This window comes from Pseudomonas sp. NFACC32-1 (genome assembly GCF_900101215.1).
Classification (GTDB): domain Bacteria; phylum Pseudomonadota; class Gammaproteobacteria; order Pseudomonadales; family Pseudomonadaceae; genus Aquipseudomonas.
In genome coordinates this window covers 1-26,741 of record NZ_FMUL01000021.1, presented here as the reverse complement: position 1 = coordinate 26,741, position 26,741 = coordinate 1, and the positions used below count along the sequence as shown (strand labels likewise).

Below are 26,741 nucleotides of genomic sequence, written 5' to 3'. Positions count from 1 at the left end.
GGTCATGTACGTGGCGAAAGAGGGTTGCACAGTTGCCTATGATCGAAACGCGGTCGAAAAGGTTCATGCAGGACACTCTCGATCTGCAGCGGCCTTCACTGGTTGCGATTCTTCTCCTCGATCCACTGGGACATGTATTGGGTGCTTTTATGCTGGTGGTGCCGCAGCATGCTGCCGGTGAAGTTGTCCCGACGCCGTTGTGCAAGGTTGGAGCGGCAGGCCTGGATGCGCTCGATCAACGCCGGGGCGTGGACCTGCCGGCAATAACGGCTCGCCAGTAGCGCGAAGCCATCGTCCCGGGCCTGAGCCCAGCGCGCCGGATCGCTATACAGCTGCACGGCAGCCCCGGCGAGCGCTTCTGCGCTGCTGGCCACCACCCCGGGCCACGGCAGGCCGCCGTGCATGGCTTCGGCGCCGACGGGGGTGGTGACATTCGGCGTGCCGCACAGCATGGCATCGATCAGCTTACCCTTGATGCCGGCGCCAAAACGCAGCGGCGCCAGGCAGATGCGTGCCGCCGACATCACCTGCAGGGCATCTTCGGCCCAGTTCATGATATGAAAGCCCTGGGCCGGATTGTGCAGCGCGGCTGCCTTTGGCGGGGTGTAGGCGCCATACAGGTGCAGTTGCGCGCCGGGCAATTGCTGGCGGATCAGCGGCCAGACGGCATTTTTCATCCAGAGCACGGCGTCCCAGTTCGGTGCATGGCGGAAGTTGCCGATGCTGAGGAAATGCGCCCGGTCTTCGTAGGGCACGGCCGGCGCGGCTGGCAGGTCCAGCATCAGCGGGCACCAGAGCAGCAGGTCGCGGGGCAGTCCGAAATGTTCAACCAGCAGCTCGATTTCGAACTCGGACACCATCAGGTTCAGGTCGCAGCGGTACAGCGCGGCGATTTCCCGCTTCGCCATGTCCGTGTCGGCCATCAGTTGGAATTCTTCATGCAGGGCCGGTGCGAACAGGTCGCTGAAATCCTGGGAAGCACTGTCCGTCTTCAAACGCTCCTTCAGGCGGTGATGCCGGGCGTGGCGCAGGCTCTGCAGATCGGACGTCTCGAGTACCCGCAGGGCATCGGGGCAATGTTTCTCGACCCGCCAGCCGAACTGCTCTTCCATCATGAACTGGTCGAACAGCACGATATCCGGTGCCAGTTCGCTGATGAATGCATCGAAGCTGCTGTGGTTGAGTTCGATCGCCACCTCACGGATGCCCAATGCCAACAGGTCGGCGCGGTTCTCGCCAGGCCTGGCGGGGCTGCTGAAAGTAATCTCCCAACCTTGCCCGAGAAACGCTTCGAGGATCTGCATGACGTGTCCGCCGGCGGCCGATGAGCGCGGCTCGGGCCAGACGTAGCCGATGACCAGGACCTTCAAGGAGGGAGGGAGAGGCATGAGCAGGGCATTTCCTTTGGCAATCAGGCACAACGGCGCAGGGGGCGCCGATAGTGACCAGAAATCCCTTGCGGCTCAAGGCAGAATGCTTTTGACCTTGTCGCGTAGCTGGTCGATGGAAAATGGCTTGCCGATCACCGCCATGTTGTCAGGCACGTCGATGCTTTCGGCATAGCCGCTGGCGAACAGGATCGGCAGGCCGGGGCGTACCGCGCGGGCCTGTTTGGCCAGCTCGCGGCCATCCATTACGGGCAGGCCGACGTCCGTCATCATCAGGTCGATGGCCTGGTCGGGGTTGCGAAGCTGCTCCAGCGCCTGTTCACAGCCGTCCGCCTCGAGCACCTGGTATTCGAGTTCTTCCAGCACATCGACGATCAACATGCGGACAATGTCGTCATCTTCGACGACAAGAACGGTGATGGCGGTGCCAGAAGCGGGGGTGGACATGGTCATTATTCTCGGAAAATAAATCGGAAGCGGCAAAAAGGCCTTATGCATGAGTAAATGGCGAGGTGTGACAAGTTCCCTGGGGTGTACAAGAAAGGATCTATAGTACAAGAGCCGACAAGGATAGTCGCTTCCTTGCCACTGGGCGGCTCGCCCTGGGAACTGCGTCCTTGCCTCGTCAGAAATGTGGATCCAAGCCATCACTTTCGGGCACACTCCACGGTTTTCAACTGTTTGCCAAGGCCTTTTTCCATGACTCCTTCGTCTTCGGTCGACGAGCAAAGTTTTCGCAAGCTCCTGAGCCGCAATATCAGCCTGCCGCTGGGCATCGGTGCCCTCAGTGCGGTGTTCTTCATCGTGCTGGTGACCTACCTGCTGTCGGTGATCCAGTGGGTCGGTCATACCGACCGGGTGATCAATAATGCCAACGAAGCGCTGAAGCTCAGCGTGGACCTGGAAACCGGCATGCGCGGTTACCTGCTGAGCGGTGACGAGCATTTTCTCGACCCTTATGAAGTCGCCAAGCCGCGCATCGCCGTGGCGCTGGAAACGTTGTTGGAATTGACAGCCGACAACCCTACCCAGACCGATCGCCTGCACAAGGTGCAAGCGTTGCAGACGGAGTGGGCCAGCTACGCCCAGAGCATGATCGACCTGCAGCGCAGCAGTGGCGATTATCGCGGTGCGGTGAAGGCCGGGCGTGGCAAGCGCCTGACGGATGAAATCCGCAAGTCCTTCGAAGACATCATCGATACCGAGCAGCGATTGCGCACCGAGCGCAACGACAGGGTCCGTTCCACCACGCTCTGGAGCATCACCCTGTACTTGATGTTCGTCGCCGCTGTCAGTGGTCTGCTGGCCTATGTCGGGCGCCGCGACCTGTTGAATCTGTCCAGTCAGTACGCCGCCAGCCTCAAGATTCAGCAGCAGAGCGCGTTGCACCTGGAGAAGCAGGCCTGGTTGCGTACCGGCCAGACCCAACTGGCCGAGCAGGTGCTGGGGCAACTGACCCTGAACCTGTTGGGTCGCAACATCCTGCAGTTCTGTGCCCGTTATCTGGATTGCGCCGTCGCGGCGTTGTATGCCCGTGAAGAGAATGGCGTGCTCAAGCGGGTCGCCAGCTATGGATTGTCCCGAGAGGACGCGGAAAAGGAGCAGTTGATCGCTCCCGGAGAAGGCATCGTCGGCCAGGCCGCCCAACAGGGGCGCCTTATCCGCCTGGATAACGTGCCCAAGGATTACCTGAAAGTCAGCTCGGGGCTCGGCAAAGGCTTGCCCAACAGCGTGCTGGTGGTGCCGACCAGCGACGATGACCGGGTCAACGGCGCCATCGAGCTGGGATTCCTGCGTCCGTTGACCGAACGCGACGTTGAACTGCTGGAGCGGATCTCCGGCAGCATCGGTACCTCCATAGAAGCCGCCCGCTATCGCCAGCGGTTGCAGGAAGTACTGGCTGAAACCCAGCAGTTGAATGAAGAGTTGCAGGTCCAGCAGGAAGAGCTCAAGACGGCCAACGAGGAGCTGGAGGAGCAGTCGCGCATCCTCAAGGAGTCCCAGGCGCACCTGGAAGCCCAGCAGCAGGAACTGGAACAGACCAACGAGCAACTGGCCGAGCAACGCGACGCCATGGACCAGAAGAACAGCGAGCTGAACCTGGCCCAGCTGCAGTTGCAGGAACGCGCCGAAGAGTTGCAGCGCTCCAGCAAATACAAGTCCGAGTTCCTTGCCAACATGTCCCATGAGCTGCGCACGCCGCTCAACAGCTCGCTGATTCTCTCCAAATTGCTGGCAGAGAATCCGCAGCAGAACCTCAGTGAAGAGCAGGTCAAGTTTGCCGAGTCCATCTACTCCGCCGGCAACGACCTGCTGAACCTGATCAATGACATTCTCGACATTTCCAAGGTGGAAGCCGGCAAGCTGGAAGTCCGCCCGGAGAACACCAGCGTGCCGCGCCTGGTGGACAGCCTGCGGGACCTGTTCACGCCGCTGGCGGCCGACAAGGGCCTGGACTTCGAGGTGCAACTGCTGCCGGACGCGCCGTCGATGCTGTACACCGACCGCCAGCGCCTGGAGCAGATCATCAAGAACCTGCTGTCCAACGCGGTGAAATTCACCGAGCAGGGTTCGGTCTGCCTGACCGTCAGCGGCCAGCCGGACTCGGGCATCGCATTCATGGTGCGTGACTCCGGGATCGGCATCAGCGCGGACCAGCAGCAGAGTATCTTCGAAGCGTTCCGCCAGGCCGATGGCACCACCAACCGCCGGTATGGCGGCACCGGCCTGGGGCTGTCGATTTCCCGGGACCTGGCGACCCTGCTGGGCGGCTCGATCTCGGTGTCCAGCGAGCCGGGACAGGGCAGCGTGTTCACCCTGGTCCTGCCCGAGCGCTATGTCGTGCCTGGGAACGCCCCAGTGGAGCCACCGACGTTCATCCCCTCGTCCAGCCTGCCTGCCCCCGTGACCGCCGCGCCTGCTTCTGTGACGGCTCCCCCGGTGGCCGAAGTGGAAAGCCCTATCGCCCGGTTCGCCGACGACCGGGACAAGGCCCCGTTCGACACCCGCTGCATCCTGGTGATCGAAGACGAGGCCCGGTTCGCCCGGATCCTTTTCGACCTGGCTCACGAACTGGGCTACCAGTGCCTGGTGGCCCACGCTGCCGACGAAGGCTTCGACCTGGCCTTGCAGCTCAAGCCCGATGCGATCCTGCTGGATATGCGCCTGCCCGATCACTCCGGCCTGACCGTGCTGCAGCGGCTCAAGGAACAACCCGAGACCCGGCATATCCCGGTGCATGTGATTTCCGTCGAAGATCGCGTCGAGGCCGCGATGCACATGGGGGCTATCGGCTATGCCGTCAAGCCGACCACCCGCGAAGAGCTCAAGGACGTGTTCGCGCGCCTGGAAGCCAAGCTGACCCAGAAGGTCAAGCGAGTGCTGCTGGTGGAGGACGATGACCTGCAGCGCGACAGCATCACCCGCCTGATCGGCGACGACGACATCGAGATCACGGCCGTAGGCCTGGCCCAGCAAGCCCTGGACCTGCTGCGGGACAACGTCTACGACTGCATGATCATCGACCTCAAGCTGCCGGACATGCTGGGCAACGATCTGCTCAAGCGCATGTCCACCGAGGAAATCTGTTCCTTCCCACCGGTGATCGTCTACACCGGACGCAACCTGACCCGCGATGAAGAAGCCGAGCTGCGCAAATATTCGCGCTCGATCATCATCAAGGGTGCCCGCTCGCCAGAGCGGTTGCTGGACGAGGTGACACTCTTTCTGCACAAAGTCGAATCCCGGTTGTCCCATGAACGACAGCGCATGCTCAAGGCTGCCCGCAGCCGCGACAAGGTATTCGAGGGGCGCAAGGTGCTGCTGGTGGACGACGATGTGCGCAATATCTTCGCGTTGACCAGTGCCCTGGAGGCAAAAGGGGCGATCGTGGTCATCGGTCGCAACGGCTTCGAGGCGATCGAGCGGTTGAATGAGAACGAGGACATCGACCTGGTGCTGATGGACGTGATGATGCCGGAAATGGACGGTTTCGAAGCCACCGCGCTGATCCGCAAGGACCCGCGTTGGCGCAAGCTGCCCATCATCGCCGTGACGGCCAAGGCCATGAAGGATGATCAGGAGCGTTGCCTGGCGGCGGGTTCCAACGACTACCTGGCCAAGCCGATCGACCTGGACCGTCTGTTTTCACTGATTCGCGTGTGGTTGCCGAATATGGAAAGAATTTAGTGGAACGTGACACTGACATTGAGCTTCGGTTGTTGATCGAAGCGATCTACCTCAAGTACAGCTATGATTTCCGGGATTACTCCGGTGCTTCCATCAAGCGCCGGGTACTGCATGCCCTGAGCCAGTTCGAATGCCGGACCATTTCGGCGCTCCAGGAACGGGTGCTGCACGACCCGGGCATTTTCATGCAGCTTTTGCAGTTGCTGACGATTCCGGTCAGCGAGATGTTCCGCGACCCGTCGCACTTCCTGGCTATCCGCGAGGAAGTCGTGCCGCTGCTCAAGACCTATCCTTCCATCAAGATCTGGATTGCCGGTTGCAGCACGGGGGAAGAGGTCTACTCCATGGCGATCCTGCTGCGGGAGGAGGGCTTGCTGGACCGTACCTTGATCTATGCCACCGATATCAATCCCAGGTCGCTGGAAAAAGCCAAGCAGGGCATTTTTTCCCTGGAAAGCGTCAGGAGCTACACCCAGAATTACCAGCGTGCCGGCGGGCGTCGATCGTTTGCCGACTACTACACTGCTGCCTACGATTACGCCATGTTCGACAAGACACTGTGCGAGAACGTGACTTTCGCTGATCATAGCCTGGCGACGGACAGTGTTTTTTCAGAAACACAGTTAATTTCCTGTCGTAACGTATTGATATATTTCAACAAGAAGTTGCAAGATCGCGCCTTTGGGTTATTCCACGAGTCGCTCTGCCACCGAGGCTTTCTTGTGTTGGGCAGCAAGGAAACCCTGGATTTTTCAACGTTCGGCAAGCAATTCGAGCCGTTGGTCAAACAGGAACGGATCTATCGCAAGTTATGAACCAGACGAGGGATGGGTCCTGGCCTGCGGTCGAGGCCATTGTGGTCGGTGCTTCAGCCGGCGGGGTCGAGGCGCTGCTCAAGGTGTTCGGGCAATTGCGCCCGGGCTTTGGCATACCTGTGCTGGCGGTATTGCACCTGCCCGACGAGCGTGACAGCCAATTGGCCCAGGTCTTCGGCCATCGCCTGGCGATACCGGTGGAGGAGGCGCGGGACAAGCAGGACATCCAGCCTGGCACCCTGTACTTCGCCACGCCGGGTTATCACTTGTCGGTGGAGGCCGATCGCAGCCTGTCGTTGAGCCTGGAGGCACCGGTGCATCATTCCCGGCCGTCCATTGACGTGCTGTTCGAATCCGCCGCCGATGTATACGGCCCGAACCTGCTGGCGGTCGTGCTGACGGGGGCCAATGACGACGGTGCCCAGGGCCTGGCCCGGGTCAAGGCCCTGGGCGGCGTCACGGTTGTCCAGGACCCCGCACAAGCCCAGGTCCCGACCATGCCCGAGGCGGCGTTGGCGCTGCACGAGCCGGACCACATCCTTACTTTACAAGGCATCAGCGAATTGCTGGCCGGGTTGGAATGAACGAGATGCCAAGAGAGATTCAAGCCAAACTGCTGATCGTCGACGATCTGCCGGAAAATCTGTTGGCTCTGGAGGCGCTGATCAAGGGGGACAACCGCGAGGTCTTCAAGGCGCTGTCGGCTGACCAGGCGCTGTCCCTGCTGCTGCAACACGACTTCGCATTGGCGATTATCGATGTGCAGATGCCGGAGATGAACGGCTTCGAACTGGCCGAACTGATGCGCGGCACGGAGAAGACCCGCAGCATTCCCATCATTTTCGTCAGCGCCGCCGGTCGTGAGCGTAACTATGCGTTCACCGGCTATGAGAACGGCGCGGTGGATTTCCTGCACAAACCATTGGACACCCATGCCGTCAGAAGCAAGGTCAACGTGTTCGTGGAGCTTTATCGCCAGAAAAAGGCCGTGAAGGAGCAGGTCGTTGCCCTGCAAGAGAGTCGCCGGGAACAGGAAGTCCTGCTGCAGCAGTTGCAGGCCACCCGCGGCGAACTCGAACAGGCGGTGCGCATGCGTGACGATTTCATGTCCATCGTGGCCCATGAGGTGCGTACGCCCCTCAATGGCCTGATCCTGGAGACTCAACTGCGCAAGATGCACCTGGCCCGGGACAATGCCGCGGCATTCAGCCTGGACAAGGTGAGGGCGATGGTCGAGCGCGACGAGCGTCAGATCAAGAGCTTGATCCGCCTGATCGAAGACATGCTGGATGTGTCGCGGATTCGTACCGGAAAACTGTCCATCCGTCCGACTCGTTTCAACCTGGGCACGCTGGTGGAAAACCTGCTGCGCAACTTCCAGCCGCAGCTCATGGCGGCTGAATGCTCGTTGACCTACACCGCCGAACCCTCGGTGGAAGGCCATTGGGATGAGTTCAGGATCGAACAGGTGGTGTCGAACCTTTTGACCAACGCGTTGCGCTATGGCGGCAAAGGTCCCATCGACGTGCGTGTCTACCAGACGCCTGAGCATGCCTGCGTCGAAGTCCAGGACCGCGGCATCGGCATCAGCGAAGAGAACCAGAAGCGCATCTTCCAGCAGTTCGAGCGGGTGACGTCCAAGGCTGTCTCCGCCGGCCTGGGGCTGGGGCTGTTCATTTCCGAGCAGATCGTGACCGCCCACGGTGGCACCATCACGGTCGACAGCCGCCTCAACGAAGGGGCCTTGTTTCGCGTTTGTCTGCCCCTGCAGAAAACTGTCGGGCCGACGCAACCTCTGAGTGACCCTACGGTCGTATCAGCAGCTATTGATCGAACAAAGGCTTCTCATGAGTGAAGATGCGCAAGATGTTGTACTGATCGTCGAGGACGACCCGTCGATCATGACGGTGTTGTCCGCCTACCTGTCGGGCGAAGGGTATCGGGTGCTGGAGGCCGAGAACGGTGAAAAGGCCTTCGAGATCCTGGCAAGCAAGCCCCACCTGGACATGATGATCACTGATTTTCGTCTGCCAGGCGGCATTTCCGGGGTACAGATCGCCGAGCCTGCCGTCAGGTTGCGCCCTGACCTGAAGGTGATCTTCATCAGCGGGTATGCCGCGGAGATCCAGGAAACCGACAGTCCCATCACCCGCACGGCCCCCATTCTGGGCAAACCCTTCAAGCTGGATGAGCTGCAGGCCATCATGCGCACCATGCTGTCCTGATCTTCATGCATCGCCGGTAAGTCCGGGCCGCTCAGGCCCGGATCATTTCCCGTACCTTGGCGGTCAGCAAGTCGAAGGTGAACGGCTTGGTGATCATCTGCATGCCCGGATCGAGGAAACCACCCCTTACCGCGGCATGTTCGGCGTAACCGGTGATGAACAGCACCCGCAGGTCCGGGCGTATCTGCCGGCCGATTTCCGCCAGTTGCCGCCCGTTCATGCCCGGCAGGCCCACGTCGCTGACCAGCAGATCGATGCGCTGGTCTGATTGGAGAATCGGTATCGCGCCATTGGCGTCGGCAGCTTCGAGGAACGTGTAGCCCAATTCACTCAGTACCGCGCTGACCAGCACCCGAACCGCCGGATCGTCTTCGACGATCAGCACGGTCTCGCCATCCTGGGCATGGGGGGTGTGCTGGGCATCGACCTTGGGCTCTTGCACCTCTTCCCCCTTGAAGCGCGGCAGGTACAGGTTGACCGTGGTGCCCTGGCCGACAACGCTGTCGATGGTCACATGGCCGTGGGATTGCTTGCTGAAGCCATAGATCATTGACAGGCCCAGCCCGGTACCCTGGCCGATGGGCTTGGTGGTGAAGAAAGGGTCGAAGGCACGACTGACGACCGCCTCGGGCATCCCGCAACCGGTGTCCTGGACGCTCAATACCACGTAATCGCCGGGTTCGAGGTTGGTGTAGGCGTCGGTGAACCCGGTATCCAGGTACTGGTTGTAGGTCTTCACCACGAGTTTACCGCCATCGGGCATGGCGTCCCGGGCGTTGAGCACCAGATTGAGCAGGGCGCTTTCCAATTGATTGGGGTCGGCTTCGGCGATCCACAGTTGATTGTCCAGTTGCATGTCCAGCCGGATGCTTTCGTTGAGGCTGCGTTGCAACAGTTCTCCCATGGACAGTACGAGGGTGTTCATCTGTACGGCCTTGGGGTCCAGCGATTGGCGACGCGAGAAAGCCAGCAGGCGATGGGTCAGGCCGGCGGCGCGGTTGGCGGAGGTCACGCCCAGATCGATCAGGCTGTCCAGGTCTTCGGTGCGGCCGCGGGCGAGGCGGCGACGCAGCAGCTCCAGGCTGCCGATGATGCCGGTGAGCATGTTGTTGAAGTCGTGGGCGATGCCGCCGGTGAGCTGGCCCACCGCTTCCATTTTCTGTGACTGGCGCAGGGCTTCTTCGTTGTGGCGCAGTTGTGCGGTACGTTCCTCTACCTGCTGCTCGAGGGTTTCGAGGGTATTTTGCAGGCGCAATTCACTGTTGCTGAGGTCGATCAGGCGGTCCCGGGCTTCGTATTGCCTTCGGCGGCCGCGCAGGGCGGTGGTCACCAGGCTGACCAGGGTCACGGGGTGGAAAGGGCGTTCCAGGAAGGTCACGTTGCCCAGCTGCACGCCGATGCGTGCCGCCGGGTTCTGTTCCGGGCCACCGTGATGGGTCAGCAGGACGATGGGCAGGTCGGACCAGGCGGGCTGTTGTTCGATCTGCAGGAACAGCGTCTCCAGGTCCGGCCCCACCAGGGCCTCCGAGGAAATCACCAACAAGCCGGCGCCTTTCTCCAATTCTTCGCACAATTGCCCCAGATGACGGCAGATGAGGCCGGCAAAACCGGCTTCATTGAGGATCATCAAGGCAATCTGACTGTCCCTTCCCAGCGGGGCGAGGATCAACGCCCGCTCGGACAAGGGTTCCGCTAACGTCACTGGATATCGTCCTTGAGCAACGGATTGTCCGCTCCCATGTAGGTTGGCACACCGCGCAATACACCCTGGAAGGCCTCCAGCGGCTCGCCGATGGTCATGCCCTGGTTGCCGATACGGTATTCGCGGATAGTGGATTCATGGCTGCCGGTGCGTTTCTTGATGATGGAGATCGCTCGGCGAACCTTGCCCAGCGCTTCGAAGTAACGCAGCAGGATCACCGTGTCGGCCAGGTAGGTGATATCCACCGGCGCCTGCATGTCGCCCACCAGGCCGTGTTGCGCGACGGTCATGTAGGTCGCCGCGCCCTTGCGGTTGAGGTAGAGCAGCAGCTCATGCATATGCAGCACCAGGGCATTTTCCTCCGGCATGGCTGCCTGATAGCCGTTGATGCTGTCGATCACCACGGTCTTGATGTTGCCGTCATCGACGCAACGACGCACCCGGTGGGAGAACTCGCCGGGAGACAGTTCGGCGGCGTCCACCTGGTCGATCAATAACCTGCCGGTGTCCTGGAGTGCCTGCAGGTCGATGCCGATGTTTTTCATCCGCTCGTACAACAGGCCCAGTTCCTCGTCGAAGATGAATAGCGCGGCGTGCTCGCCACGATTCACCGCGGCAGCAGCGAAGATCAGCGCAATCAGCGATTTGCCGGTACCTGCCGGGCCCAGGATCAAGGTGCTGGAACCGGTTTCGATACCGCCGCCCAGCAAGGCGTCCATTTGTGCGATGCCGCTGGAGAGTTGCCGGCGGTTGTATTGCCCGCGGTGTTCGGCGGCCACCAGTCGTGGGAAGACGTGCACGCCGTCGGTCATGATGGTGAAATCATGGTAACCGCCGCGGTACTTCTGCCCGCGATACTTGACCACCCGGATCCGGCGTCGCTCGGCGCCATAGGTGGGGGTCAGTTCTTCCAGGCGAATCACCCCGTGGGCAACGCTGTGGACGGTCTTGTCCAGGGACTCCGTGGTCAGGTCGTCGAGCAAAAGCACCGTGGCGTCGTAGCGCACGAAGTAATGCTTGATCGCCAGGATCTGGCGGCGATAGCGCAACGAACTCTGGGCCAGCAGGCGGATCTCCGACAGGCTGTCGAGCACCACCCGGGTCGGCTTGACCCGTTCCACCACTTCGAAGATCTGCCGGGTGGCTTCCCCAAGCTCGAGGTCCGAAGAATACAGCAGGCTTTGCTGGTGCTCGGCGTTGAGCAGGCTTTCTGGCGGGGTCAGCTCGAAAATGACAATGTTGTCATCCATCTCCCAGCCGTGGGAGGCGGCACCCTGACGCAGTTCCCGTTCGGTTTCCGATAGGGTGATGTACAAGGATCGCTCGCCGGCCCGGGCGCCCGCCAGCAGGAAATGCAAGGCGACCGTGGTTTTGCCGGTCCCCGGTTCCCCTTCAAGCAGGAACACATGACCGCGGGACAGGCCACCGCAAAGGACATCGTCCAGCCCTTCAATGCCGGTGGCGGCTTTTGCGCTGATCAACTCGTTGGATGTAGACAAAAAGAGCCCTCTCATGACCAGGGAAGTGGGCGGCAGGCCGGGTAGAGCCTGAAATGAACCGCCTCATTACTTGACCGTTGGCGGCGATAGCGGTTCCGCTTCCTCTGCTTGCTTGTGTGACACTGTCGACGACTTCGAGTCTTGATTCGGTGTTTCCGGCTGTCGGACATCACCCGATCGCCCGCCAGGGAATCATGGCTTGCACCCTCACCACGCCTGCTGCAACGCCGGGTCGTCGGGGTTCAGTTGTTCCAGTTTCGCCAACAGAACCTGGACATGCTGCAACTGACCGGTTTCCTTCCAGTAATTGATCAGCAGGACCCGCGCCTTGCGGTCGGCGGGGTAGCGCTGGACGATCTCCTGCAACTGCTTTTGCGCCGCTTCCACCTCATTCTCGGCGTGAAGAGTGGTGGCGAGGTCATAACGGTAATGACGGTTTTCCGGTTCCAGCTCCACCGCTTTCGCCAAGCCGAGCACGGCGTATTCGGTCTGGCCATGCTGCAGCAACCACATGCCCAGCGCATGTTGCAGATAAGCCGATTCCGGCTGGGCTTGCAACTCTCGGGCGAGCAATTTGCGCGCGGCATCGCCCTGGCCCAGTTTGTCCAGCACTTCGACCTGCATGACCAATGCCGGCAGGTTGTCCGGCTTGAGCTTCAAGGCCTGTTCCAGGGCTTGTCGGGCCTTGTCCAGCTGGGCGTTGTGCAGGTAAAGGCGGGCGAGCTGATACAGGGATTCACTGGTGAGCGGGCCGTCCTGGAGCACCTGTTTCCAAGTGTCGATGGCCAGCTGCATGGCACCGAAATACAAGCCCAGGTCATCGGGTGACAGGCCCAGCAGTGCATTCACGGCGGCAAACCGTACTTCAGGCTCGTTGTCCTCGAGCAATGGCCCCAGCAGCAGGGTGCGCTGGTTCGCCGGCACCAGCCCGACGATGCTGCCGATGGCTGCCCGACGCACGTCCGCCGATTCGCTGTGCAGGTCCGCATCCGCCAGTTTCAGGGCCTGGGGGCTTGGGTAGTTGGGCAGCTCGGCGTGCAGCCATACCCGGCGCTTGGGCGACAGGTCAGGGCGACCCAGTTGCTGGTATAGCATCCGTGCCGCGCCAGGCTGGCCGTTGCGCGCCTGTTCCAGCGCCTCGCTGTAGCCACGCTTGACCGCTTCCGGGATCTGCGGGGTGGTGCTGCGCAGCCACAGGGTGCCCACAACGATGACCAATAGCACGAGCAGGCTGATAAGCGCATAGCGGCGAAGCGAGGGCATACAGGAAATCCATGACCAGGTAGCGTGAAATGTCGCAAGCTTCGACCAGGCAAGAGCCTGAGTCAAACCCTGTGCCATTTCGCCATTATTCGTGGGCTTCGGCCTGTGCGGTCGTGTTCGGGCCGTCGGTGTGACGGCGCCGGCGCGTAGGGGCAAAGGAGGGCGGCCAGGCAATCGGTGAAGAACCAAAAAAAAGCCCCGCATCCAGATGGGATACGAGGCCAATATTTGGTTGGTTGCGGCCAACCAAAGGAGCTCTGTCGGCCGGGATCGGTCAGTTGCTGGCGACGGTTTCCGGTTGCCAGCCACCGCCCAGGGCCTTGTAGATCGCGACGATGCCGCGATACAGATCCACTTCGGCCTGGGCCTGGGTGTCTTCGGCGGCCAGGCGTTCACGCTGGGCGTCGAGGAGCACGAGGAAGTCCACGGTGCCTTCGCGATAGCGGATTTCGGCCAGGTCGGCGGCGGCGCGGCTCGATTCGCTCTGGCGAATCAGCGAGATCAGGCGTTGCTGGCGCTTGCCGTAGTCGCTGAATGCGTTTTCCGATTCCTCCAGGGCCAGCAGCACTTGCTGTTCGTAGGACGCCAGGGCGCCTTCCGCTTCGGCATTGGCACCGCGCAGGCGGGCCCGCACGCTGCCCAGGTCGAAGGCGGGCCAGGTAATGCTCGGCCCCAATGCCCAGGCGTTGGCCGCCGAGGAGCCGATCTGCGAGCCGCGCCCGGCGGTAAAGCCGAGGAAACCGCTCAGGCTGACCCGAGGGAACAGGTCGGCCTTGGCGACGCCGATGCGCGCCGTGGCAGCCGCCAGCTGGCGTTCGGCGCTCAGGATGTCCGGACGCCGTTGCAGCAGCTCACCCGGATCGCCGATGGGCAGGGCCTTGGCGATGGCGGGCAGCTCCTTGGGGCTCAGGTCGACGCTCAGCTTGTCCGGGCGTTCGCCCAGCAAGGTGGCGATGCGGTTGCGTTGGCGCACCTGCTCGGCCTGCAGCTGCGGCACGCTGGCTTCCACCGAGGCCAGGCGCGCATCGGCGCGTACCACGTCGAGCTGATCGCCGACGCCGGCATCGCGCAGGCTTTCGGTGATCTTGCGTGAGGCTTGCTGGTTCTCGAGGTTCGCCAGGGCGATTTTTTCCCGCAGTTGAGCGCCGCGCAGTTGCCCATAGGCGTCCACCAACTCGGCGATCATGGTCACCTGCAGCTGATAGAGGTCGGCTTCGGCGGCCTGCTGGTCGGCATCGGTGGCTTCCAGGTTGCGCTGGATGCGTCCGAACAGGTCCAGCTCCCAGGCCATGTCCAGGCCCAGGTCATAGCGCTCGGTATTGACCCGGTCGGTGGTTTGCCCGGGAATCTGGCCCTTACCCAGGTTGCTGCTGGCTCGGCTGGTGATGGTCGGCATGACGTCGTTGCTGGCGTCATCGCGAATCGCCCGGGCCGCCCGCAGGCGGGCGAAGGCGACGCGCAGCTCGCGGTTGCCTTCCAGGGACCGGCTCACCAGCGCATTGAGGGTCGGGTCATCGAATTGCTGCCACCAGATGCCTTCGAAACGGGCCCGGTCGAAGTTCTTCTGGCCGGCGGCACCTTCGGTGGCGGTGGTGATATTCGCCGCCTCGGTCTGTGGTGCCTTGTAGTCCGGGCCCACCGCGCAGGCGCTGAGCGCCAGGGCCAGCAAGCTCGGAACGAACGCTTTCAAACTCATTGTTGCGCCTCCAGTTTCAAAGCCCGGGCCGCCTTGCGGGCCTCGCTGCGTTCGACGAAGTTGCGGATCAGTACATAGAACACCGGCGTGAGCAGCAGGCCGAAGAAGGTTACGCCCAGCATCCCGGAGAACACCGCCACACCCATGGCATGACGCATTTCCGCGCCGGCGCCGCTGGAGAACACCAGGGGCACCACGCCCATGATGAAGGCGAAGGAGGTCATCAGGATCGGCCGCAGACGCAGACGGCAGGCTTCCAGGACCGCCGCCAGCGGGTTCATGCCTTCCAGCTGTTTATCCTTGGCGAACTCGACGATCAGAATCGCGTTCTTGCATGCAAGCCCCACCAGTACGATCAAGCCGATCTGGGTAAAGATGTTGTTGTCGCCACCGGACAGGATCACTCCGGTAATGGCCGACAGCAGGGTCATCGGTACGATCAGGATCACCGCCAGCGGCAGGCTCCAGCTTTCGTACTGAGCCGCGAGCACCAGGAACGCCAGCAGCACGCAGAGCGGGAACACGAACAGCGCGGTGTTGCCCGAGAGGATCTGCTGGTAGGTCAGGTCGGTCCACTCGTAGGTCATGCCATTGGGCAGTTCTTCCTTGAGCAGTTTCTCGATGGCCTTTTCCGCCTGGCCGGAGCTGTAGCCCGGTGCGGCCGCGCCGTTGATTTCCGCAGTGATGAAACCGTTGTAGTGCATCACGCGGTCCGGCCCCGAGGTATCGCTGACCTTGATGAAGGTGGCCAGTGGAATCATCTCCCCACGGTTGTTGCGCACCTTGAGCTGGCCGATCTGGTCCGATTCGAGACGGAACTGCTGCTCGGCCTGGACGTTGACCTGGTAGGTACGGCCGAAGCGGTTGAAGTCGTTGGCATACAGCGAACCCAGGTAGATCTGCAGGGTGTCGAAGATGTCGCTGACGGCCACGCCGTGGGTCTTGGCTTTCTCACGGTCGATGGCGGCGTCGACCTGGGGCACGTTCACGGTGTAGCTGGTGAACAGGCCGGCCAGTTCCGGCACGCTGCGGCTCTTGGTGATGATGTTCATGGTTTCCTTGTACAGCTCGTCGTAACCGAGGTTGCCCCGGTCCTCGATCTGCAGGCGGAAACCGCCGATCGTACCCAGCCCCTGTACCGGCGGCGGCGGGAAGATCGCCATATAGGCTTCCTGGATTTCCGAGTACTGCCCGTTCAAGGCGCCGGCAATGGCACCGGCCGACTGGCTCGGGTCCTTGCGCTCGTCGAAAGGCTTGAGGGTCACGAACACGATGCCGGCATTGGGGCTGTTGGTGAACCCGTTGATCGACAGGCCAGGGAAGGCCACCGCGCTTTCGACGCCGGGTTGCTTGAGGGCCAGGTCGGACATGCGCTTGATCACATCTTCGGTGCGGTCCAGGCTCGCGGCATCCGGTAGTTGCGCGAAGGCCACCAGGTACTGCTTGTCCTGGCCTGGCACGAAACCGGTGGGCGTGCTGGAGAAACCGAAGAACGTCAGTACCATCAGGCCGGCGTAGACGAACAGGGCGATGCCGCTGCTGCGGATCACGCGGCCCACGGCGCCCACGTAGCTGTGGCTGGCACGGTCGAAAAAGCGGTTGAACGGGCGGAACAGCCAGCTACCGAGGATGCGGTCCAGGAACCTGGAGAAACGGTCCTTGGGCGCGTCGTGGCTCTTGAGCAGTACCGCTGCCAGGGCCGGTGACAGGGTCAGGGAGTTGAACGCCGAGATCACCGTGGAGATGGCGATGGTCAGGGCGAACTGCTTATAGAACTGCCCGGTCAGGCCGCTGATGAACGCCGCGGGAACGAAGACCGCACACAGTACCAAGGCCGTGGCGATGATCGGACCGGTCACTTCGCCCATGGCGCGTTTGGTGGCCTCCACGGGCGTGAGGCCCAGGCCGATGTTCCGTTCGACGTTCTCCACCACCACGATGGCGTCGTCCACCACGATACCGATGGCCAGTACCAGGCCGAATAGCGAGAGCGCGTTCAGCGAGAAGCCGAATAGATGCATCACGGCGAACGTACCGATCAGCGACACCGGTACCGCCACCAGAGGGATGATCGAGGCGCGCCAGGTCTGCAGGAACAGGATCACCACCAGCACCACGAGGATCAGCGCTTCGAAGAGGGTATGGACTACCGCTTCGATGGAGCCGCGCACGAAGATCGTCGGGTCATAGACGATGCTGTAGTCCATCCCGGCGGGGAAGCCCTTCTTCAATTCGTCCATCTTGGCGCGAACATCGTTGGAAATCTGGATGGCGTTGGAGCCTGGCCGCTGGAAGATCGGGATGGCCACCGCCGGCTGGTTGTCCAGCAGCGAGCGCAGGGCGTATTGGCTGGAGCCCAGTTCCACCCGCGCGATGTCTCTCAGGCGAGTGATCTCTCCGTTCTCGCCGGAGCGAATGATGATGTTCTCGAACTCTTCCTCGGTCACCAGGCGCCCCTGGGTGTTGACCGAAAGCTGGAAGGCCGTGGCGTTGGGGGCTGGCGGAGCGCCCAGGGCACCGGCGGCCACCTGGCGGTTCTGTTCGCGGATCGCGGTGACCACGTCGGTGGCGGTCAGGTTGCGCGAGGCGGTCTTGTTCGGATCCAGCCAGACCCGCAGGGAGTAGTCACCCATGCCGAACAGTTGCACGTCACCCACGCCGCCCAGGCGTGCCAGCTCGTCCTTGATGTTGAGCAGGGCATAGTTGGACAGGTAGAGCATGTCGTAGCGTTTGTCCGGCGAGGTCAGGTGCACGACCATCGTCAGGTCGGGCGAAGCCTTGTCCACCGTGATGCCGATCCGGGTCACTTCTTCCGGCAGCTTGGGCTCGGTCCGGGTGACGCGGTTCTGCACCTGCACCTGGGCGTTGTCCAGGTCGGTGCCCAGGGCGAAGGTGATGGTCAGGGTAATCTTGCCGTCGGCGGTGGACTGCGAGGACATGTAGAGCATGTTCTCGACACCAGTGATGGCCTGCTCCAGGGGAGCGGCCACGGTTTCGCCGATGACCTTGGGGTTGGCGCCCGGGAAGTTGGCCCGCACCACCACGGTCGGCGGCACGACTTCAGGGTATTCGCTGATCGGCAACTGGAACAGCGAAATGGCGCCGGCGATCAGGATCAGCAGCGACAGTACCGCTGCGAAGATCGGCCGTGAAATGAAGAACTGGGAAAATTTCATCTTGGTTCAGTTCCTTAACCGCGTGGAGTCGCAGCGGCCAGTTTGCCCGCCGTTCCGTTTGTCGCCTTGGACGGCGCGACCTGGGGCAGATTGCTGGCTTCGAGCGCTTTGCGATGTTGCGCCAGGGCGGCGAGGGTTTCTTCGCTGGCCATCGGTATGGTTTCAGGTGTGACCGGCGATCCCGGGCGAACCCGCTGCAAGCCCTTGACGATGATGGTGTCGTCCTTGCTCAGGCCGTTGCGCACGATGCGCAGGCCTTCGATCTTCGGTCCGAGCTCGACGGCGCGATACGCAGGCTTGTTGTCGGCATCCATCACCAGGACGAATTTCTTGCCCAGGTCGGTGCCCACGGCTTCGTCGTTGATCAGCACGGCGGAGTAGGTGCCGCTGCCCACCAGCTTGAGCCGGGCATAGAGGCCTGGGGTATAGGCGCCGTCCTTGTTGTCGAACACGGCGCGACCGCGGATGGTGCCGGTCTGCGGGTTGACCTGGTTGTCGATGAAGTTCATCTGGCCCAGGTGCGGGTTGCCGTCCTCGTTGGACAAGCCCATGTAGACCGGCGTGGCCTGGCCGCGCTGGCCCTGGCGGGCAAGTTGGGTGTATTTGAGGAAGACTCGCTCGTCGGCGTCGAAGTAGGCATACACCTTGTCGGTGGAAACCACGCTGGTGAGCCGGGTGACGTCGGCGGTGACCAGGTTGCCGGCGGTGATTTCCGCCCGGCTGACGCGGCCGCTGATGGGCGCGGTGACGCGGGTGAAGCTCAGGTTCAGCTTGGCCAGGTCCAGTTGCGCCTGGATGGCCGCTGCGGCGGCACGGGCCTCGGCGGCGGCACTGGTGCGCGAGTCAGCCAGCTCGGCGGAAATGGCATTGCTCTGACGCAGGCGTTCGCCACGCTGGGCTTCGTTCTCGCTACGGGTGGCCGTGGCGCGGGCCTGGGCCAGCTGGGCCTCGAGGCGCCGGACTTCGGCCTGGAAGGGACGAGGATCGATCTGGAATAACAGGTCGCCTTTCTTGACCAGCGCGCCTTCGGTGAAGGCCACTTCGTCGATCTGACCGGAAACCCGCGGACGAATCTCGACAGTCTCCGGTGCCTCGAGGCGTCCGGTGAACTCGTCCCATTCGTTGACCGGTTGTTCCAGCACCTTGGCCACACTCACCTTGGCGGCCGGCATGGAAGCCGCGGTATCGGGAGTCTTGCCACAGGCGCTTATCACCAGCACTGCCAACAGTGCGAGGGGAAAACGCAATTTTGAAAGTGAATGTTCCATGGATAGCTCCGCCAATGTATTGAGAATGGGCGGATGATGCGTGGCGGGATGCAACGGAACGAATCGAATGAAGCAAAGATAACTATCATCCGGAATGATATAAGCTTGGCTTCGGTCCCGCAGGCATTACCGGGGCTGATAGATCGCCTGTACACGGCTGAAGGTGCCGTCCTGGCGCATCGCTTCGACGGCCTGGCGCAAGTCTCTCACCATCTTGGCCGAGCACTTCCTGGAGCAGGCCAGGTAGATGTCGGCGCTGCTGCCCACCGAGCTCATCAAAAGCTTGCGGTCGGACACCTTGGGCCAGATGTAGCGGCTTTCCGGGACGCCGTTGAACCAGGCATCGATGCGTCCCATCAGGAGCATCTGAGCGGGGTTGTCGCCGATGGTCAGCGTGTAGATCTGATCGTCGTCGAACCCCTCGGCACGCAGGATCGCCTCCTGGGCGCTTCCCAGGCCGACACCGATCTTGCGGAAGGTCTCCCTGGCCTGGGCAAAGCTGGCCACTTGCCGGTCGAGGGTGAAGAACGCCCGCTCCATCGACATGATCGGGGCGATCCAGGTAAAGCGATCCTCCCGCACGGGGATGCGCGACAGCGGGGCGATCAGGTGATCCTCCTCCTCGCTGACATGTTTTTGTGCCCGGGCCCAGGGCAAGACATGGATTTTCACCGCATAGCCGGCGCGGATCATCGCCTCAATGGCGATATCGCCAACGATGCCATGCCCCTTGGGGTCGTCGACGAAGGTCAGTGGAGGCGCATCGAGGATGTGCAGTTCGATGGGCAGAGGGGCGCCATGCGCAGTGCACAAGCCCAGCAATGTCAGCAACAGGCTAAGCCGGCAAAGCACTTTGGCGCGAGCATTCGACACGCAGGTGATCCGGCTCATGATCGATTACTTCAGGCATGAAAGGCGGCGCCATTCTACGTCGCCCGGGTGGGTGAAACAGCGCCTTGCGCACGATGAATATGTGCAATGCAGCACATCCTGAAGACAGGGTAGTCCAGGGGAGCACTGCCGGCTTGCATTCGTTGACGATTTCCTCGGGAGCCGCCCCTTCAGAAATATCTGCCGCCGCCGATATGCCGCCGTAGACCCTTTTTGCCCGGATGCGTCGGCAGTGCCCTGCTGAAAAATCATAAGCATCCGGGTACCGGTCCCCCACGTTTTTGCAGTCAGCCCCAAGCCGGCTCAGGTAACGAACCATGTCAGCCCACCCGAAGACCGATCTGGAAGGCGCCCTTGCCGTATGCAGAGGCAGTTTCCTCTCCGTTGGTTTTTTCAGTTTTTTCGTCAACCTGCTGATGCTGGTTCCGTCGTTCTACATGTTGCAGGTGTATGACCGCGCTGTAGGAAGCGCCAGTCTGTCGACCTTGTTGATGCTGACGCTGATCATGTTGCTGCTGATGGCCACCATGGGCGGGCTGGAGTGGGTTCGTTCGCGGATCATGGTGCGCGTCAGTACGCGTCTGGACACGCTGCTGGGCCAGCGTCTGTTCGACGCCAGTTTCAAGCAGGCCCTCAATAGCAGCGGGATGAACGCTTCGGGCCAGCCGCTGAGCGACCTGAGCGCGTTGCGCCAGTTCCTGACCGGAAACGGTCTGTTTGCGTTTTTCGATGCGCCCTGGATCCCGATCTACCTGGCGGTCATGTTCATGTTCCACCCCTGGTACGGCTGGATGGGACTATTGAGCGCGTTGCTGCTGGGAGCACTGGCCTTCGCCAACGAGCAACTGACCCGTGGGCCGTTGCAGACGGCCAATCGTGAGCAGATGGTCGCCAGCGCCTTTGTCGCCAAGAGCCTGCGCAATGCCGAGGTGGTGGAGTCCATGGGCATGCTCGCCAGCCTGCGCCAGCAGTGGAACGAGCGCATCCATCGGGTCCTGGCCTTGCAGAGTCTGGCCAGTGATCGCGCGGCGAGCATTGCCGCGGTGTCCAGGACGTTCCGCCAGGTCCTCCAGTCCCTGGTGCTGGGGTTGGGGGCCTATTTGACGATTACCCATGAAATTTCCTCGGGGATGATGATCGCCGGTTCCATTCTGCTGGGGCGGGCGTTGGCGCCCATCGACCAGTTGATTGGCGTGTGGAAAGGCTTTCTGGGAGCACGCTCGCAATATGCCCGGTTGCAGACGCTGCTGATCGAGGTGGCCGCTGAGCCAGAACGCATGTCATTACCCGCGCCCGAAGGGGCGATTCGCGTCGAGGGGCTTTCGGTGAGTGCGCCGGGCAGCCGCAAGCCGGTTGTCCGGGGCTTGAGCTTCCAGGTGTCCGCCGGCGAAGCGGTGGGCATCATCGGTCCCAGCGGCGCCGGCAAGTCCAGCCTGGCCCGGGCGTTGCTGGGTATCTGGCCAGGCCAGGCCGGCACCGTACGCCTGGACGGTGCAGACATCAGCCAATGGCGCCGGGAGGAGTTGGGCCAATATATCGGCTATCTGCCCCAGGACATCGAATTGTTCGAGGGCTCCATCAGCCAGAATATCTCGCGCTTTGGCCCGGCCAATGCGCCAGCAGTGGTCGCCGCCGCGCGCATGGCGGGTGTCCATGAGCTGGTGCTGCAATTGCCCGACGGCTACGACACCGTGATCGGCGCCAATGGCGGCGGATTGTCCGGTGGCCAGCGGCAACGCATCGGCCTGGCTCGCGCCTTGTACGGTGAGCCACGCCTGGTGGTGCTCGATGAGCCGAACTCCAACCTGGACGACGCCGGGGAAAAAATGCTTGCCGAGGCGTTGCACAAACTCAGGCAGAGCCGTGCCACGGTGTTTGTCATCACGCACCGCTCAGGTGTGCTGGCGCAGGTAGACAAGCTGCTGGTCCTCAACCAGGGCGAGTTGAGCCTGTTCGGGCCGCGCGACCCGGTCCTGGCACGGTTGCGGGGCGCTGCCCCCGCCGCCCAGCAGGCGACGGCCCCATCGAAAGAAGCGGATGAGCACCTTTATGCCAAGCAATAAGTCCTCATCCGTCGACATGTCCACACTGCCGATCGATGACGCTCCGGCACGGCGCATCGGGTATCTGATGCTGCTGGTCACCTTTGGCCTGTTCGGCGGCTGGGCCACCCTGGCGCCCCTGGACAGCGCGGCACTGGCCCCAGGGGTGGTCACGGTCAAGAGCTACCGCAAGACCGTACAGCACCTGGAAGGCGGCATCGTGCGGGAACTGCGGGTGCATGACGGCGACCTGGTAAAAGCCGGCGATGTGCTGATGGTGCTGGACAACACCCAGGCACGTTCGGAAATGGAAGCCATGCGCAGCCAGTTGGTGGCGGCGCTTGAACTGCAGGCCCGCCTCGAAGCTGAGCGGGACGGGCTGCCCGAGCCCGTCGCCGTGCACTCCCTTGACCCCTCCGACCCGCGCGTGCGCGAAGCTCGGGACAGCGAAGCACGGATCTTCCAGACGCGACGGACCTCGCTTCTGGGCGAAGTCGGCCTGCAAGAGACGACGATCGGCCAGATCGAGGAACAGATTCGCGGACTCAAGAACATCATCGCCAGCAAGCAGGCGCTGGCGGCGTCCTATGAAGAAGAGATTGTCGATTTGCGGGCCTTGCTCGCCGAAGGCTACGTGGACAAGCAGCGCCTGCGGGAACAGGAACGCAGCCTGTCGCGCCTGCGGGCCGAAATCGCCGAAAGCCAGTCCGGGATTGCCCAGGCACGCGTCCATGCCGACGAAGCGAAGCTGAAGATACTGCAATTGAAGAAAACCTTCGCCAGTGAGGTGGCAGGCCTGCTGGGTGACACACGGAGCAAGGTGTATGAGTTGCGCGAGCGCCTCGCCACCCTGCAGGACCGCGACCAGCGCACCGACATCGTCGCGCCTGAGTCGGGCATGGTCATGGGCATGACGGTGCACACCCTGGGCGCGGTGGTCAGCCCGGGCACTGCGTTGCTGGATATCGTCCCGGCCAACGAAGAACTGATCGTCGAGGCGCAGGTTTCGCCCATGGACATCGATCGCATCGCCCTCGGCAAGCTGGCGAGCATGCGTTTCAGTGCGTTCAAGAGTGGCACCACGCCGGTGATCGAAGGGCAACTGGTGCAGCTGTCCGCTGACCGCCTGACCAACAAGGACACCGGTGCGGCCTACTACCTGGCGCGGGTGGCGCTGACAGACAATGGGCGTCGCACGCTGGGCAGCCTAACCCTGGTGCCGGGCATGCCGGTCGAAGTGCTGCTCAATACCGGGGAGCGGACGCTGTTGCAGTACTTGATGCAGCCCGCCAGCAATGCATTTGCCCGTTCGTTGATCGAGGACTGACATGAAGTCTCTGATCGCGATCGGCCTGCTCGCTGTGTCGATGAGCGCCTTGGCTGACACTGAAGCGCCGCTGCCTTATGTCGATCTTTGGCAACTGCACCAGGAGGCGCAAGGGGCCGATCCCCGTATCCTGCGGGCACAGGCCCTGACTCGTAGCGGTGACGGCAATGAGCGGGCGGCCTTGGGCCGCTTGCTGCCGCAGCTCAATGCCAGCAGCAGTGTCAACCGCAGCCGGCGGGACGATGACCTGGGGCGAATCCAGTACAACGGCAAACGCATGGCCGTGGTACTCAATCAGGTGCTCTACGACCCGCAGGTCTGGCGCAGTTATCAGAAGTACGTCGAGCTGGCCCAGAAAAGCCAGTACGAATCCGACGACACCCAGGTGCAGTCCAGCATCGACTTGTCCGAACGCTACTTCGCCGTACTGGCGGCGGAGGATGAACTGTCCCTGGTGCGCAGCGAACTGGCCGCCACCGAGCGCAACCTCAAGCGGATCAAGGCGCTGTATGCACGCCAGATGGCGATGGTGACCGATACCCTCGACCTCGAGGCGCGAGTGGATGCGCTCAAGGCCGACGAGATCGAGGCCGGCAACAAGGTCCAGGTCAGCCGCGAAGCCATTTCCGAATTGGTGGGGCGGGACGTCCAGGAACCTCTCAAGCGTATCGGCGACAACCCAGCCTTCACTCTGCCGCCGCAGACTCCGGACGATTGGATACGGATGGCCCTGGACAGCAACCCGGCCTTGCATGCCCGGGAGCACAATATCCGCGCCGCCGAGGCCGCCATCGGCGAAGCCAAGGCGGGCCATTTGCCGCGCCTGGGCCTGAACCTCACCGCGCAGCGCAGTGATATCGGCTATGAGGGCGCGTTGACGCCACGCTCGGACAATCTCGTTGCCTCCCTCGATTTGCAGGTCCCTCTCTACAGTGGCGGCTCCACCAGCGCCCGGGTATCGAGTTCCGAGAGCGACAGGGAGGTCGCCCAGCAAGAGCTGGAGGCGCTGAGGCGCCAGGTGGTCAAGGAAACCCGCACGGCTTACCTCGGCATGATGGCCGAACTCAGCCGGATCAAGGCGACACGCCGCGCGCTGGAGTCCGCCGAGAAGTCACGGACGGCCACGGAAAAAGCCTTCGGTTATGGCGTCAAGAACGCCGTCGATGTGCTGGACAGCATCAAGGATGAGTTTCGTGCACGGCGTGATTTCTACCAGTCCCAGTACCGGTTCGTTACCAGCCTGCTGGTGCTGCACCGCTGGAGCGGAAGGCTGGGGGACGGGGATATTCGCAAGACCAACGAGTGGCTTGTTGCGCCAAATAACTAGCGTCAAAATTTGAAAAATTAGTGGCTAGATGATATCAATGCCGCCATTCCTCACCATGATCTCTTGCTGCGGCCTTAATTCAGGAAGGGCTGTAGATTTGCACACAGGAAGTTTCGCATGCCTAGTCCACTCGGTTATTCATTTGTTTCATCTGCAAAGCTGACGGGCAATGCGCAAATCGATAGCTTGATCTACGGCACCTACTGGATGGGTACCTGGAGCAACGGCGCGTTTACGACGCCCTTGACCTACAGCTTCATGACCACCGACTCGCTTTTCGCCCGCTTCTACAGCGACGACAATGAGTACGAGGCCGGCTACGTGCTGTCGTCAGCGCAGCAGAGCAGCATCGTCGATGCGCTCGGTGCTTGGAGTTCTGTCGCCAACATCAAGTTCACCCAGGTCACCGAGACTTCCACCAACGTCGGCGACCTGCGATTCGGTGGCTATGGGGACATGGACACTGGCACTGCGGCCTGGGCCTATTATCCAAGTCGAACCCCCAGCGGCGGTGATGTCTGGATCGGCCCGGTCACGAACAACCCCGCGCCGGTCGAGGGCACCTACGATTACCTGACCTTTATGCATGAGATCGGTCATGCCCTGGGTCTGAAGCATCCGTTCGACCAAGGCTTGTCGAACCCTACGGTGCTGGCTTCCCAGTACGACGATGTCCGCTACACCATCATGAGTTACGACAACGCGTACTCCTATGAGCCGACCACGCCCATGTTGCTGGACATCGCTGCCATCCAGCGGCTTTACGGCGCAAATACCCAGTGGCAGGCTGGCAATAACACCTATAGCTGGGCGAGCGACCAATCGGTTTTCGAAACGATCTGGGACGCTGGCGGCACCGATACGATCGATGCCAGCAATCAAGTGGCAGCGGTGCGCATCAACCTCAATGAAGGCCAGTTCAGCAAGATCGGCAAGACGTTCCTGGACCCCAGCGACAAGGTTTTCAATGAAGGCCTCGCGATCGCCTATGGCGCGAAAATAGAAAACGCAGTCGGCTCGGCCTTCAACGACAGCCTGATCGGTAACGCGCTGGGCAACGTGCTGAACGGTCTTGCCGGCAAGGACAGCATGGCCGGTGGGGCAGGCAATGACACCTATGTGGTCGACGATGCAGGGGACATCGTCAGTGAAACCAGCACCCTGGCCACTGAAATCGACACCGTGCGTTCTTCGGTGACCTGGGCCTTGGGCGCCAACCTGGAAAATCTCACGCTGTCCGGCAACAGCTCCATCAATGGCACCGGCAACGCTCTGAATAACACGCTGATCGGTAATGACGGCAACAACGTCCTGAACGGCTCAGCCGGGCGGGACACGCTCATCGGTGGCGCCGGGAATGACACTTATGTGCTCGACCAGGCCGCTGAGCTGACACTGCTGCGGGAGAGCGTCAGCCAGGGTACCGACAGCCTGGTCATCGCGTACGCTGCGAGTTCGGCAAGCAGCGTTGTTGACCTGAACCTCAGCAATCTGGGCAGCATCGAAAATGTCACCCTGAGTGGTGCGGGGGCCTTCTCCGTAAGCGGCAACAGCCTGAACAACAGCCTCGTCGGCAACGCTGCCGCCAACGTGCTCAATGGTCAGGGCGGTGCGGACACCCTGGACGGCGGTGCCGGCAATGACACCTATTACGTGGACAACGTCGGCGACACGGTGATCGAGCGCGGTGCTTCGATTCTCGAAGTCGACAGCGTCATTTCCTCCATCAGCTACACCCTCGGCGCCAACCTCGAGGCCCTGACCCTGAGCGGCACAGCCGGCATCAGCGGCACCGGCAACGGGTTGAACAACCGCATCACGGGTAACGCCGGGGCCAACACCCTGGACGGTGGCATCGGTATCGATACCCTGGCCGGCGGCACGGGTAATGACACCTATGTAGTGGACAACCTCAAGGACGTGGTCAGCGAAAC

General features: G+C 62.0%; 18 protein-coding genes. 9 read left to right on the top strand and 9 right to left on the bottom strand.

Going from position 1 to position 26,741, the window contains the following annotated elements; genetic code table 11:
* Positions 1-95: 95 nt before the first annotated feature.
* The gene (locus BLP99_RS23985) at positions 96-1,388 is read right to left on the bottom strand and encodes a glycosyltransferase (RefSeq protein ID WP_092181938.1); all 1,293 of its coding nucleotides are present in this window, start codon (positions 1,386-1,388) and stop codon (positions 96-98) included.
* A 75-nt stretch (positions 1,389-1,463) separates the two neighbouring features.
* Positions 1,464-1,835, bottom strand: a complete 372-nt coding sequence (locus BLP99_RS23980) for a response regulator (protein ID WP_092181936.1) — start codon at positions 1,833-1,835, stop codon at positions 1,464-1,466.
* 252 nt (positions 1,836-2,087) lie between these two features.
* Here BLP99_RS23980 and BLP99_RS23975 point away from each other — a divergent pair, with 252 nt between their 5' ends.
* Genes BLP99_RS23975 through BLP99_RS23955 form a run of 5 tightly spaced genes read left to right on the top strand, consistent with a single transcriptional unit; the run spans position 2,088 to position 8,616 of the window.
* Positions 2,088-5,576: a response regulator gene (locus BLP99_RS23975; RefSeq protein WP_092181933.1), complete on the top strand. Its 3,489-nt coding sequence runs from the start codon at positions 2,088-2,090 to the stop codon at positions 5,574-5,576.
* On the top strand, positions 5,576-6,391 hold the full coding sequence (locus BLP99_RS23970) for a CheR family methyltransferase (RefSeq protein ID WP_072391175.1): 816 nt from the start codon (positions 5,576-5,578) through the stop codon (positions 6,389-6,391). Before BLP99_RS23975 ends, BLP99_RS23970 begins: the two co-directional genes overlap by 1 nt.
* A complete protein-coding gene (locus BLP99_RS23965; protein ID WP_072391178.1) occupies positions 6,388-6,975 on the top strand; it encodes a chemotaxis protein CheB in 588 nt (195 codons plus the stop codon). The genes BLP99_RS23970 and BLP99_RS23965 overlap by 4 nt, the downstream gene beginning before the upstream one ends.
* 5 nt (positions 6,976-6,980) lie before the next feature.
* Positions 6,981-8,246, top strand: a complete 1,266-nt coding sequence (locus tag BLP99_RS23960; protein WP_076407374.1) for a hybrid sensor histidine kinase/response regulator — start codon at positions 6,981-6,983, stop codon at positions 8,244-8,246.
* Positions 8,239-8,616, top strand: a complete 378-nt coding sequence (locus BLP99_RS23955; protein WP_072391181.1) for a response regulator — start codon at positions 8,239-8,241, stop codon at positions 8,614-8,616. The genes BLP99_RS23960 and BLP99_RS23955 overlap by 8 nt, the downstream gene beginning before the upstream one ends.
* A gap of 31 nt (positions 8,617-8,647) precedes the next feature.
* Here BLP99_RS23955 and BLP99_RS23950 read toward each other — a convergent pair whose 3' ends face one another.
* From BLP99_RS23950 to BLP99_RS23920, 7 genes are all read right to left on the bottom strand, one after another.
* Complete coding sequence (locus BLP99_RS23950; protein WP_092181929.1) at positions 8,648-10,318, bottom strand: response regulator; 1,671 nt, start codon at positions 10,316-10,318, stop codon at positions 8,648-8,650.
* A complete protein-coding gene (locus tag BLP99_RS23945) occupies positions 10,315-11,817 on the bottom strand; it encodes an ATPase domain-containing protein (protein WP_072391187.1) in 1,503 nt (500 codons plus the stop codon). Before BLP99_RS23945 ends, BLP99_RS23950 begins: the two co-directional genes overlap by 4 nt.
* A gap of 207 nt (positions 11,818-12,024) precedes the next feature.
* Positions 12,025-13,080: a tetratricopeptide repeat protein gene (locus BLP99_RS23940; RefSeq protein WP_072391190.1), complete on the bottom strand. Its 1,056-nt coding sequence runs from the start codon at positions 13,078-13,080 to the stop codon at positions 12,025-12,027.
* A 274-nt stretch (positions 13,081-13,354) separates the two neighbouring features.
* Positions 13,355-14,776, bottom strand: a complete 1,422-nt coding sequence (locus tag BLP99_RS23935) for an efflux transporter outer membrane subunit (protein ID WP_092181926.1) — start codon at positions 14,774-14,776, stop codon at positions 13,355-13,357.
* On the bottom strand, positions 14,773-17,952 hold the full coding sequence (locus BLP99_RS23930; protein ID WP_072391195.1) for an efflux RND transporter permease subunit: 3,180 nt from the start codon (positions 17,950-17,952) through the stop codon (positions 14,773-14,775). Before BLP99_RS23930 ends, BLP99_RS23935 begins: the two co-directional genes overlap by 4 nt.
* A gap of 14 nt (positions 17,953-17,966) precedes the next feature.
* Complete coding sequence (gene mexE / locus BLP99_RS23925; protein ID WP_072391198.1) at positions 17,967-19,220, bottom strand: multidrug efflux RND transporter periplasmic adaptor subunit MexE; 1,254 nt, start codon at positions 19,218-19,220, stop codon at positions 17,967-17,969.
* 126 nt (positions 19,221-19,346) lie between these two features.
* Positions 19,347-20,111, bottom strand: a complete 765-nt coding sequence (locus BLP99_RS23920) for a substrate-binding periplasmic protein (protein ID WP_072459210.1) — start codon at positions 20,109-20,111, stop codon at positions 19,347-19,349.
* A 317-nt stretch (positions 20,112-20,428) separates the two neighbouring features.
* On the opposite strand from BLP99_RS23920, the gene BLP99_RS23915 reads away from it, so the two are divergent.
* The 4 genes from BLP99_RS23915 to BLP99_RS23900 form a co-directional block, all read left to right on the top strand.
* Positions 20,429-22,174 (top strand): type I secretion system permease/ATPase, encoded by a 1,746-nt coding sequence (locus tag BLP99_RS23915; protein ID WP_076407090.1) that lies wholly within the window; start codon positions 20,429-20,431, stop codon positions 22,172-22,174.
* Positions 22,161-23,480, top strand: a complete 1,320-nt coding sequence (locus BLP99_RS23910) for an HlyD family type I secretion periplasmic adaptor subunit (protein ID WP_072391208.1) — start codon at positions 22,161-22,163, stop codon at positions 23,478-23,480. The genes BLP99_RS23915 and BLP99_RS23910 overlap by 14 nt, the downstream gene beginning before the upstream one ends.
* A 1-nt stretch (position 23,481) precedes the next feature.
* The gene (locus tag BLP99_RS23905; protein WP_072391212.1) at positions 23,482-24,807 is read left to right on the top strand and encodes a TolC family outer membrane protein; all 1,326 of its coding nucleotides are present in this window, start codon (positions 23,482-23,484) and stop codon (positions 24,805-24,807) included.
* 117 nt (positions 24,808-24,924) lie between these two features.
* Positions 24,925-26,741, top strand: a 1,817-nt coding sequence (locus tag BLP99_RS23900; protein WP_143007976.1) for a M10 family metallopeptidase, incomplete at its 3' end; no start/stop codon positions are given.

Excerpts from the sequence above, each read along its gene's own strand:
- BLP99_RS23955 (WP_072391181.1), top strand. The coding sequence starts at position 8,239 with ATGAGTGAAGATGCGCAAGATGTTGTACTGATCGTCGAGGACGACCCG.
- BLP99_RS23910 (WP_072391208.1), top strand. The coding sequence starts at position 22,161 with ATGCCAAGCAATAAGTCCTCATCCGTCGACATGTCCACACTGCCGATC.
- BLP99_RS23905 (WP_072391212.1), top strand. The coding sequence starts at position 23,482 with ATGAAGTCTCTGATCGCGATCGGCCTGCTCGCTGTGTCGATGAGCGCC.
- BLP99_RS23965 (WP_072391178.1), top strand. The coding sequence starts at position 6,388 with ATGAACCAGACGAGGGATGGGTCCTGGCCTGCGGTCGAGGCCATTGTG.
- BLP99_RS23915 (WP_076407090.1), top strand. The coding sequence starts at position 20,429 with ATGTCAGCCCACCCGAAGACCGATCTGGAAGGCGCCCTTGCCGTATGC.
- mexE (WP_072391198.1), bottom strand. The coding sequence starts at position 19,220 with ATGGAACATTCACTTTCAAAATTGCGTTTTCCCCTCGCACTGTTGGCA.
- BLP99_RS23940 (WP_072391190.1), bottom strand. The coding sequence starts at position 13,080 with ATGCCCTCGCTTCGCCGCTATGCGCTTATCAGCCTGCTCGTGCTATTG.
- BLP99_RS23980 (WP_092181936.1), bottom strand. The coding sequence starts at position 1,835 with ATGTCCACCCCCGCTTCTGGCACCGCCATCACCGTTCTTGTCGTCGAA.
- BLP99_RS23935 (WP_092181926.1), bottom strand. The coding sequence starts at position 14,776 with ATGAGTTTGAAAGCGTTCGTTCCGAGCTTGCTGGCCCTGGCGCTCAGC.
- BLP99_RS23975 (WP_092181933.1), top strand. The coding sequence starts at position 2,088 with ATGACTCCTTCGTCTTCGGTCGACGAGCAAAGTTTTCGCAAGCTCCTG.
- BLP99_RS23920 (WP_072459210.1), bottom strand. The coding sequence starts at position 20,111 with ATGAGCCGGATCACCTGCGTGTCGAATGCTCGCGCCAAAGTGCTTTGC.
- BLP99_RS23960 (WP_076407374.1), top strand. The coding sequence starts at position 6,981 with ATGCCAAGAGAGATTCAAGCCAAACTGCTGATCGTCGACGATCTGCCG.
- BLP99_RS23985 (WP_092181938.1), bottom strand. The coding sequence starts at position 1,388 with ATGCCTCTCCCTCCCTCCTTGAAGGTCCTGGTCATCGGCTACGTCTGG.
- BLP99_RS23930 (WP_072391195.1), bottom strand. The coding sequence starts at position 17,952 with ATGAAATTTTCCCAGTTCTTCATTTCACGGCCGATCTTCGCAGCGGTA.